Origin of the sequence: Streptomyces katrae (assembly GCF_000966975.1) — a bacterium.
In the GTDB taxonomy this organism is placed as follows: domain Bacteria; phylum Actinomycetota; class Actinomycetes; order Streptomycetales; family Streptomycetaceae; genus Streptomyces; species Streptomyces katrae.
The window spans coordinates 1-9,869 of sequence record NZ_JZWV01000038.1 but is presented as its reverse complement, the minus strand read 5'-3'; the positions used below and the strand labels follow the sequence as shown (position 1 = coordinate 9,869).

Annotated in this window: 12 protein-coding genes; 9 read left to right on the top strand and 3 right to left on the bottom strand. The window is 71.5% G+C overall.

Annotated features, from left to right (window positions below; genetic code table 11):
* Positions 1-152: 152 nt before the first annotated feature.
* The 5 genes from acsA (at position 153) to VR44_RS02525 (ending at position 5,597) form a co-directional block, all read left to right on the top strand.
* Positions 153-1,946, top strand: a complete 1,794-nt coding sequence (gene acsA, locus VR44_RS02545) for an acetate--CoA ligase (RefSeq protein ID WP_045945686.1) — start codon at positions 153-155, stop codon at positions 1,944-1,946.
* A 133-nt stretch (positions 1,947-2,079) separates the two neighbouring features.
* Positions 2,080-3,027 carry a pyruvate dehydrogenase (acetyl-transferring) E1 component subunit alpha gene (gene pdhA / locus VR44_RS02540; RefSeq protein ID WP_245691589.1) on the top strand — a complete coding sequence of 316 codons (948 nt, stop codon included), beginning with the start codon at positions 2,080-2,082 and terminating at the stop codon, positions 3,025-3,027.
* On the top strand, positions 3,027-4,034 hold the full coding sequence (locus VR44_RS02535) for an alpha-ketoacid dehydrogenase subunit beta (protein WP_045945684.1): 1,008 nt from the start codon (positions 3,027-3,029) through the stop codon (positions 4,032-4,034). The genes pdhA and VR44_RS02535 overlap by 1 nt, the downstream gene beginning before the upstream one ends.
* A gap of 1 nt (position 4,035) precedes the next feature.
* Positions 4,036-5,334: a dihydrolipoamide acetyltransferase family protein gene (locus tag VR44_RS02530; protein ID WP_045945683.1), complete on the top strand. Its 1,299-nt coding sequence runs from the start codon at positions 4,036-4,038 to the stop codon at positions 5,332-5,334.
* On the top strand, positions 5,331-5,597 hold the full coding sequence (locus VR44_RS02525) for an acyl carrier protein (protein WP_045945682.1): 267 nt from the start codon (positions 5,331-5,333) through the stop codon (positions 5,595-5,597). The genes VR44_RS02530 and VR44_RS02525 overlap by 4 nt, the downstream gene beginning before the upstream one ends.
* A 21-nt stretch (positions 5,598-5,618) precedes the next feature.
* Here the strand turns inward: VR44_RS02525 and VR44_RS02520 are convergent, their stop codons facing one another.
* Positions 5,619-5,804, bottom strand: coding sequence for a hypothetical protein (locus VR44_RS02520; RefSeq protein ID WP_045945681.1), 186 nt, complete (start codon positions 5,802-5,804; stop codon positions 5,619-5,621).
* Positions 5,805-5,863: 59 nt separating this feature from the next.
* Between VR44_RS02520 and VR44_RS02515 the strand changes: the two genes are divergently transcribed.
* Positions 5,864-6,523 (top strand): CBS domain-containing protein, encoded by a 660-nt coding sequence (locus VR44_RS02515; protein ID WP_045945680.1) that lies wholly within the window; start codon positions 5,864-5,866, stop codon positions 6,521-6,523.
* A 156-nt stretch (positions 6,524-6,679) separates the two neighbouring features.
* Positions 6,680-7,150, top strand: a complete 471-nt coding sequence (locus tag VR44_RS02510) for a hypothetical protein (protein ID WP_052713441.1) — start codon at positions 6,680-6,682, stop codon at positions 7,148-7,150.
* A gap of 114 nt (positions 7,151-7,264) precedes the next feature.
* Here VR44_RS02510 and VR44_RS02505 read toward each other — a convergent pair whose 3' ends face one another.
* Positions 7,265-8,170 (bottom strand): universal stress protein, encoded by a 906-nt coding sequence (locus VR44_RS02505; RefSeq protein ID WP_211275003.1) that lies wholly within the window; start codon positions 8,168-8,170, stop codon positions 7,265-7,267.
* A 72-nt stretch (positions 8,171-8,242) separates the two neighbouring features.
* Positions 8,243-8,560, bottom strand: coding sequence for a hypothetical protein (locus VR44_RS02500; protein WP_045945679.1), 318 nt, complete (start codon positions 8,558-8,560; stop codon positions 8,243-8,245).
* A gap of 187 nt (positions 8,561-8,747) precedes the next feature.
* Here VR44_RS02500 and VR44_RS02495 point away from each other — a divergent pair, with 187 nt between their 5' ends.
* Together VR44_RS02495 and VR44_RS02490 are read left to right on the top strand one after the other, a co-directional pair.
* The gene (locus VR44_RS02495) at positions 8,748-9,239 is read left to right on the top strand and encodes a CBS domain-containing protein (protein ID WP_045945678.1); all 492 of its coding nucleotides are present in this window, start codon (positions 8,748-8,750) and stop codon (positions 9,237-9,239) included.
* A gap of 46 nt (positions 9,240-9,285) precedes the next feature.
* Positions 9,286-9,869 (top strand): NADH-quinone oxidoreductase subunit NuoE family protein (locus VR44_RS02490; protein ID WP_045945677.1); only part of this gene is annotated, 584 nt, incomplete at its 3' end.

The window sequence follows — 9,869 nt, the reverse complement described above, 5'->3', positions numbered from 1 at the left end:
GGTCAGGCAAGATCCGGAAGAGACGGCCTAAGCCGGCGAGCGCGGGGCCGAGCGGTCCCCGCCCGGGCCCGTTCGGCCCTCCCCGACGCCCCGCGTCCGGCGGAGGGTGGTGTCGCACCACCATCAGGGCTCGTGGTGGACGAGGAGCCGTCATGACCTACCCGATCATCACCAAGAAGCGCCACCCGCACGACACCTGGCGGCTCGCGGACTACGAACAGGCCCGCGCGACGTTCAGCTGGGGCGAGGCCCGGACGTGGCTGAGCGGGCTGCCGGACGGCCGCGGCCTGAACATGGGTTTCGAGGCGGTCGACAGGCATGTCGAGGCGGGCCACGGCGCGTGGGAGGCGTTGCGCTGCGTCGCCGCCGATGATTCCGTGACCAGCGTGAGCTACGCGGAGCTCGCCGCCGACACGTCCCGTTTCGCCAACGTCCTCACCACCTTGGGGACGTCCCCGCAGGAACGGGTCTTCACCCTGCTGGGCCGGCGCCGGGAGCTGTATACCTCCGTACTGGGCACACTCCGTGCCAGACGTGTGCTGTGCCCGCTGTTCTCGGCCTTCGGCCCGGAACCGGTGCGGCAGCGGATGGCGCTCGGCGACGCCCGGGTCCTGGTGACCACGGAGGCCCTCTACCGGCGCAAGGTCGAGGCGATCCGACCGCTGCTTCCCGGCCTGACGCACGTACTGCTGGTCGGCAGCGTGGACGACCCTCCCGCGGGCACTCGGGTACTCGAGGACCTCATGGCGCAGGCCGCTCCGAAGTTCACGGTGCCGCCGACCGACCCCGAGGACATGGCCCTGCTCCACTTCACGAGCGGAACGACCGGCAGGCCCAAGGGGGCGGTGCACGTCCACGATGCGGTCGTGGCCCACCACGCCACGGCCTCCTTCGCCCTGGACCTGGGACCGCGGGACGTGTACTGGTGCACGGCCGACCCCGGCTGGGTGACGGGCACCTCCTACGGAATCATCGCCCCTCTCACGCACGGTGCCACCCTGGTGGTGGACGAGGGCGAGTTCGATGTGCACCGCTGGTACCGGATCCTCGACACGCAGAACGTCGCGGTCTGGTACACGGCTCCCACGGCGATCCGGATGCTCATGCGAGCCACGCCGCGGGGCAGCGGCAGTGGCCTTCCCGGCCCGTACGACCTCTCCGCCCTCCGCTTCATCGCCAGCGTCGGCGAGCCGCTCAACCCCGAAGCCGTGGTGTGGGGACAGGAGGTCCTCGGGCTCCCCGTGCACGACAACTGGTGGCAGACGGAAACCGGCGCCATCATGATCGCCAATTACGCCTCCAGCGACATCCGCCCCGGCTCCATGGGGCGTCCCCTGCCCGGCGTGCACGCGGCGGTCCTGGAGCGCGGGCAGGACGGACGCGCGGCGGTCGTCGACGGGCACGTACGACCGGTGAGCCGGCCGGGCGTGGAGGGTGAACTGGCGCTGCGGCCGGGATGGCCGTCGATGTTCCGCGGCTACCTGGACGACCGCGCTCGGTACGAGGCCTGCTTCGCCGACGGCTGGTACCTGACCGGTGATCTGGCCAAGCGGGACCAGGACGGCTGGTACTGGTTCGTGGGGCGCGCGGACGACGTGATCAAGTCCGCCGGTCACCTCATCGGACCGTTCGAGGTCGAAAGCGCCCTGATGGAGCATCCGGCCGTGGCGGAGGCGGGGGTGATCGGCCGCCCGGACCCGGTCGTGGGGGCCGTGGTCAAGGCCTTCGTCTCGCTGAAGCCCGGCTATGAGGCGGCGGACGCGCTGAAGCGCGAACTCCTCGCGTTCGGCCGGCAACGGCTCGGGACCGCGGTGGCGCCTCGTGAGATCGATTTCGATCAGAACCTCCCGAAGACCCGCAGCGGCAAGGTGATGCGCCGCTTGCTGCGGGCCCGTGAACTCGGCCTGCCCGAGGGCGATCTGTCGACCCTGGAAAGTCCTGCCTGAGCGGCGCGTGAGGAAGGGCCCTGCCATGAACGCCACCACCAGGAGAACCGCCGGCCCCAAGCGTCCAGGCGGCCGCCGTCAGCCGCGTGCGGCCCAGGACGGCGGTCCCCGCCCCGAACATGACCATCAGCTGGTGCTACTGCGACAGATGCTGCTGATCCGACGGTTCGAGGAACGCTGCGTCGAGCTCTACAGCGCGGCGAAGATCCGCGGGTTCGTCCACCTGTACATCGGTGAGGAGGCGGTCGCCGTCGGTGTGGGCCAGTCCCTCCGCGAGGAGGACGCCGTCGTGTCCACCTACCGCGAACACGGCCACGCCCTCGCACGGGGCGTACCGACCCAGGCCGTGATGGCGGAGATGTTCGGCAAGGCCACGGGGTGCAGTCGCGGCCGCGGGGGTTCCATGCACCTGTTCGACGCCGGACGGCGGTTCTACGGCGGCAACGCCATCGTCGCCGGCGGGCTGCCGCTGGCCGCCGGCCTGGCGCTCGCCGACCGGATGCGCGGCACCGAACGGGTGACCTGCTGCTTCTTCGGCGACGGCGCCTACGCGGAGGGCGAGTTCCACGAAACGGCCAACCTCGCCGCCCTGTGGCAGCTGCCGCTCCTGCTGGTCTGCGAGAACAACCTGTACGCCATGGGGACCAGTCTGGCGCGGGAACACGCGCAAACGAACCTCGCGATGCGCGCCGCGTCGTACGGTATGCCCGCCTGGACCGTCGACGGCATGGACGTCCTGGCCGTCGAGGCCGCCGCACGGCGGGCGGCGGAGTCCGTCCGGGCGGGCGGAGGCCCCCACTTCCTGGAGGCACGGACGTACCGCTTCCGCGCCCACTCGATGTACGACCCGGACCGCTACCGGAACAAGGACGAGATAGCCCAGTGGAAGACCCGTGACCCGCTGGACGGCCTGGAGGGCATTCTGCGCACCGCCGGAGCCGTGGACGACGGCGTGATCAAGCGACTGGAGGAGGACGTGACCACGGAGATCGACACTGCCGTACGCGCCGCGGAAGCCGCCCCCTACGAACCCGTCACCGACCTGCTGCGGTTCGTGACGAGCACCCCCGGGAGCGCGTGATGAACGCGCGCCGGCCCGCCGAGGGTGCCGAGACCCCACGCAGCACGTACCGGGAGGCTCTGCGCGAGGGGCTGCGAGAGGCCCTGCGCGGCGACGAACGGGTCTTCCTCATGGGAGAGGACGTCGGCCGGTACGGCGGCTGCTTCGGGGTGAGCCTGGGGTTGCTGGAGGAGTTCGGACCCGATCGGATCCGCGACACCCCGCTGTCGGAGTCCGCTTTCGTGGGGGCCGGCATCGGTGCCGCGCTGGGCGGACTTCGTCCGGTCGTCGAGATCATGACCGTCAACTTCAGCCTGCTGGCCCTCGACCAGGTCCTGAACAACGCGGCCACCCTGCTGCACATGTCCGGCGGCCAGCTGAACGTACCGGTCGTGATCCGCATGACCACGGGGGCGGGCCGGCAGCTCGGCGCCCAGCATTCCCACAGCCTGGAGGGCTGGTACGCCCACATCCCGGGCATCCGGGTGCTCACCCCCGCCACCGTGGACGACGCCCGGCACATGCTGGCCGCAGCTCTCGACGACCCCGACCCCGTCGTTCTCTTCGAGCACGGGAGCCTCTACAACGAGGAGGGTGCGCTGGACACCGCGATCCGCTCCGTGAGCCTAGATTCGGCGGCCGTGCGCCGGGCCGGCACGGACGTCTCGGTGATCACATACGGCGGGTCACTGCCCAAGGCCCTGGCCGCGGCGGAGGAGCTCGCCGGGGACGGCATCGACGCAGAGGTGGTGGACCTGCGGTCCCTGCGGCCATTGGACGACGCCACGGTGACGGAGTCCGTCGCGCGCACCCACCGCGCCGTCATCGTCGACGAGGGCTGGCGCAGCGGCAGCATCTCCGGGGAGATCTCGGCCCGCATCACCGAGCAGTCCTTCTACGACCTCGACGCACCCGTCCAGCGGGTGTGCAGCCAGGAGGTGCCGATCCCCTACGCCCGGCAGCTGGAGGAGGCGGCCCTGCCCCAGCCCGCCTCCATCGTGGCGGCGGTCCGCCAGGCGGTGGCCTGACATGGGCGAGTTCACCATGCCGTCCCTCGGAGCCGACATGGACGAAGGCACCCTCGTCGAGTGGCTGGTCGCGGAAGGGGGCGAGGTCGCGCGGGGCGACGTCGTCGCCGTCGTGGAGACGGCCAAGTCGACGATCGAGGTCGAGTGCTTCGAGTCGGGCACCATCACGGAACTTCTGGTCGAGCCGGGCACCACGGTGCCCGTGGGAACCCCTCTGGCCGTCATCGGCCCCACCGCCTCCCGGGGCCGGGCGCCGAGCGCAGCGCCCGCGCCGGTCCTGACCGGGCCCGCCCTGACCACACCCCTCGTACGCCACCAGGCGGCCGAGGAAGGAGTGGACCTCCAGGCCGTACACGGCAGCGGCATGGGCGGACGGATCACCCGCGAGGACGTGTCCCGAGCCGCGCACCCGGCGCCGGCGCGGATCACGGCATCACCGCTCGCCCGGCGCCTCGCCGAGTCCTTGGGTGTCGACCTCGCCTCCGTCAAGGGCACCGGCAGCCGCGGCGCGATCAAGGCCGACGACGTCCGCGCCGCAGCCGGGGCTGCGGGCGAGGGGCCCGCTCCCGCGGCCCCGGCCGAACGGGCGGCGCCGGCCGGACCGCCTCCGCCGCCCGCCGGGACCCGCGCGGCGCCGCCCCCCGGCGACCGCCTCGCCATCGCCCGGCTGATGACCCGCGCCAAGCGGGAGATCCCCCACTACTACCTGTCGACGGTCATCGACCTCGCCTCCGCCCTGGAGTGGATGCGCACCGAGAACGGCGCACGGCAGGTCGCCGACCGCCTCGTCCCGGCGGCACTGCTGCTCAAAGCCGTCGCACTGGCCGCCCGTGAGGTGCCCGAGCTGAACGGCCACTGGAGCGACGACCGGTTCGTGCCCGCCACCGGCGTCCGCCTCGGCACGGCCGTCTCGCTACGCGGGGGCGGGCTCGTGGCGCCCGCTCTGGCGGACGCCGACCGGATGCCCCTGCCGGAGCTGATGGCCACGCTGAAGGACCTCGTCGCCCGGGCGAGGCACGGCCGGCTCCGCGCCTCGGAGACGGCGGACCCGACGCTCACCGTGACCAACCTGGGTGATCAGGGCGTCGAGACGGTCTTCGGCGTGATCTACCCGCCCCAGGTCGCGATGGTCGGCCTCGGGCGGGTGACCGACCGCCCCGTAGCGGTGGACGGCATGCTCGCCGTCCACCCGACCGTCACCGCCACCCTGTCCGCCGACCACCGGGCCAGCGACGGTGCGGACGGCTCCCGCTTCCTCACCGCACTCGACCGCCTGCTCCAGCACCCGGAGGACCTGTGACCCGCGACGAAGCCCTCGAGACGATCAAGGCGGTGATCGAGGAGGTCGTGCCCGGCGCCGATCTCTCCTCGGTGTCCCCCCGCGAGAACTTCCGCGCACCCCTGGAGATGGACTCGCTGGATTTCCTCAACTTCGTCGAGCTGCTCAGCGGTCGCACGGGGCTCGCCCTGCCGGAGCAGGACTACCCGTCGCTCACCACGCTCGAGAGCTGCGCGGACTACGTGGCGGCCCATACCCAGGGCACGCAGCAGGACCCATCGTGAACGGGTGGGGAACCGGTCCGCTCAGCCCCCGGCCGGGAACCGGTCGGCCCGTCCGGCGCGGCGATCGTGCACGTACACGTACACGTACACGTCGACCACGGTGCTGTACCGATGGAGGGCGACGTGGCCGACCCGGCACTGACCGACGTACTCGTGCGCGTCGCACGCGCCGTTCCCGGCGTCGTGGACGTCACGTCCACGCTCCACCAGCGGGTTCCGGCCTGACGGCGGCACCTGACGCGGCAACGAAAGCAAGGGAGAACACGGTGAGGCACAGGGAAGTGGGCGAGCTGATGACCCGTGAGGTCGTCACGGTCCCGGGCCACGCGACCTTCAAGGACATCGTGCGCACGCTCGGCCGGCACAAGGTCTCCGCGGTGGCGGTGACCGACGCCGCCGGCCATCCGCTTGGCGTGATCTCCGAGGGTGACCTCCTGCCGAAGTCAGCCGATCAGGGCGAGTGGTTCCACTCGCTGCCGCGGCCAGAACCGTGGGAAAGCGGCAAGGCCGCGGGTACCACGGCGGAGGAGCTGATGTCGGCACCGCCCGTCTGCGCACGGCCCGACTGGACCGTGGCGGAGGCCGCCCGGCTCATGGAGAGCCAGCGGGTCAAGCGACTGCTGGTTGTCGATGACGCCGATGTCCTGGTGGGCATCGTCACCCGCGGCGACCTGCTGCGGATCTTCCTCCGCGACGACGACGCCGTCCGCCAGGAGATCACCGGTGACGTTCTCGACCGGACCCTCCACCTGGACCCGTCCGCCGTCTCCGTGAGCGTCGAGGACGGCGAGGTGACCCTCCACGGCGTGCTGCGCTTCAGGAGCCTGATCCCGGTCGTGGAACGGCTCTGCCGCGCCGTCGACGGTGTCGTCGGGGTCACGGAGCGACTCGCCTGGGAGACGGATGACGTCGGTGAACACCGTTGAGCCGACCAGGCCACCGACCGTGCCAGAAGCTCGACTTGACCGAGGCCGACGGGTTTTCAGGTCAACCGAGCGGAACAGTCCGCGCATATATGATCACGAGCATGTCGTCTGCTGCCGTGTTCTTGGAGACCTCTCATGCGTTTGCGTAGGCCCCTCGTGCGTAAGACCCTGGCCGCCGGCCTCGTGACCGCCGCGAGCGTCGCCGCCGTGATGACCGTCGCGCCCGCGGCGAACGCCGGATACCCGTTCCCCTACGCGTGCCAGTATCGGAAGCAGACGGGTGAAGGTGACTGGGTCTTCAACGGAGGCTTCGGGACCACCCACGGCGAGTACATCTGCGTCCAAAACTACGAACTTGCCATGCAGGAAGACGGCAACCTCGTCATCTACAACAACACCGCCACCCCGATCTGGTCCTCCAACACCTGGAACCACTCGGGCTCGACCTTCACGTTCCAGACCGACGGCAACCTCGTCGTCTACGCAGCGGGCGGCGGCCCGGCGCTGTGGTCCTCGGGCACCTGGGGTAACCCGGGCTCGACCCTCGCCTTCCAGCAGGACGGCAACCTCGTCATCTACAACTCCAGCCACCAGGCGATATGGGCCACCGGCACGAACGGCCGCTAGGCGCGTATGTGGTTGTGCTCAACAGATGGTCCGGGTGAGGTCTTTGATCCAGATCATCGAAAGCCGGCCACAGCCGCAGCCGAGACCACCGTTGCGCCGCCGGTCGGGCCGAGGTCACGATTCATCCGGAACCGGTGCGTCGTGGTGCTGCGGGACGACTGCGACGGGGCAGTGGGCATGGTGCAGGGCCCGGTGGGCCACCCTCCCCAGCTCCATGCCGACCAGGCTGCCCGGGCGCCGTGCGCCGACGACGAGGATGTCCGCTGCGGCGGACCGCTCCGTGAGCACCTTGCGTGCGGTGCCTTCGAGCGTGGTGCGGCGCAGCAGCACCTGTGGATGGTCCCGGGACACGGCTTCCACGGCTTTGTCCACCAGCGCCGCCGCCCGCTGCTCGCGGTCACGGGGGACGTCGCCGGACACGGCCATGTGGTCGGCCGGTTCGTGCAGTTGGCGTCGCCAGGTGCAGACGACATCGAGTTCCGCGTCGCGTGCGGCGGCCTCGCGGAAGGCGAACCGTACGGCTGGGGAGTCCACGTCGTGGGGGCCTATGCCGAGCAGTACGCGTCCGTGGCGTCCTTCCAGGGCCTGCCGGTCCCCGCGCACGACGATGACCGGCCCCGAGGACCTGGCAGCCACGACAAGAGCGGCGGAGCCGAGCAGCAGATCGGCCAGTTCCCCGCGTCCGCGCGAGCCGACGACGACCACGTCTGCCATGTGTCCCTCGCGCAGCAGGGCACTCGCCGCGTCCTCGGCCACGATGTCCGTCGTGACGGGCACACCGGGCCTTCGCTGCCGTACGCGCTCGGCGCCGGCCGCCACGATGTTCTCGGCGAGAACCTGTCCGGAGGGACGGTCGAGGGTCCAGGCGGGCACGGCTCCCTCGTAGTGCTCCCACAGCGAGGCGTACACGATGCGCAGGGGAAGGGACAGTCGTGCTGCCTCATCGGCGGCCCAGTCCACCGCGGACAGGCTGGCATCGGAACCGTCGACTCCTACGACAACGGGGGCCATGGGTCCCATCATCTCCACCACCTCTCGATGCCTGCCGGTAAGCGATCCGCATGTCACCGTCCGTAGGCGTGCACACCTCGGTCATCCGGCAAACGCACCCCATGCCGACGCTGACCCGACGGAGACGATGGGGGCGAAGGGCGTCGCACCGCCGGCGCGGACGGCATCCACCGCACTCTGGTGGAGCGAGCGGCCGGCTTCGGCGGAAGCGCAGGGCAGCGGGCTGCCGGCCAGGGCGTACCACTCGGTGGCGCCCACGTACTGGACGCACACGTGTGCCCGCTCCGGCTCCCACGTGGTGCGCACCGTCAGTTCCCCGGTGAGGATCCCGGCCTCGTCCGTGAGGACCCCGCCGGATCCCGTGTAGACCCCCGTGGTGGTCCAGGTCGTGTCTGCCATCTCAGGTCACCTCGGCGCAGGAGTACTGGTCTGCATCTGCTCGCCATGGTGCCCGGCCGGGCCGGCGGCGCCCAGGGCCATGCGGTCCCGCTCCACGGGTCCGGTCGGCCCTCCCCCGCTCCGCCCGCCGGGCCTACCGTGGGCGGCACGGATCCGGCCGGAAGGAGCCGCCGGAAGGAGCTGGACGATGAACGTCTCCGCATGCATGTCCGCGCCCGCGGTGTCCGTCACCCCCACGACGACCGTCGGAGAGGCGGCCCGTCAGATGGCCGTACACGGCGTCGGCTGCCTGGCCGTCACGGAGGGCGGAGCCCTGCGCGGCATCGTCACCGACCGTGACATCGCCGTACGCGCGGTGGCCCCGGGGCTCGACCGTGACGATCCGGTGCTCCAGGTCATGACCACCCCCGCCGTCGCGGTCGGCGTCCACGACGACATCCACACCGCGTACCGGACGTTCCGCACCAGCGGGGTTCGGCGTCTTCCCGTCCTCGACGGGCATCGGGTCGTAGGCGTGCTGACGGTGGACGACCTGCTGATGGACGTCTTCCGGAGGGTCGCGGACCTGCTCGGCCCGGTCGCCTGGAGCGTCCTGGAGATGCCTCCGGGCCCTGCGGACGAGATCGGCCCGGGCGCACGAGGGGGCGGAAGGAGCCCATCCGCTTCTCGCGGATCCTGATCGTGCGGTGCGCGGCCCCGACCGCTTTCCTTTGCGAGGAGGAGCCATGAGCCATGGACAGACCGCCGGGGCCGACCGCTTCGACGCGCTGCGGGCCCTCGCATCACGGCGGGAACGCCCTGGAGACCGGCTTCTGGACGAACTGGCGCGGGCCCGAACGGGAAACGCCTGCGACAGCACGGCCTGGTCCCCGGCCGTCGCCGCCCGGCTCGGTCTGCCGGCCGCTTCGGCCCTCGGTCCGGCCACGTTCTACGCCGATCTCGCGGCCCCCCACGGACGGCGCCATGTCCGCGTGTGCACCGGCGCGGCGTGCTTCGCCGCGACGGCCGGACACCCGCTCGACGCCGTGGAACAGGAGCTCGGTCTCCGTGCCGGAGGCGTCTCCCCCGACGGGGCCGTCTCCCTCCAGGCCGTACGCTGCCTCGGCCACTGCTACGCGGCCCCTGCCGCCTTGACCGACGGCCAGGCCTGCACGGGCCCCGGCCTGACCGGCCAGATCGCGGGCCGCGCTCCGCGCACCGCCCCCTCCGTCCCCGGTGCCGACACCACCGGTGACCCGGTGCTCCTGGGCGCCGGCCCCGCGGCGGTGGACCCCCTGGAGATCTGGCGGCGGACGGTCACCACGTCGGA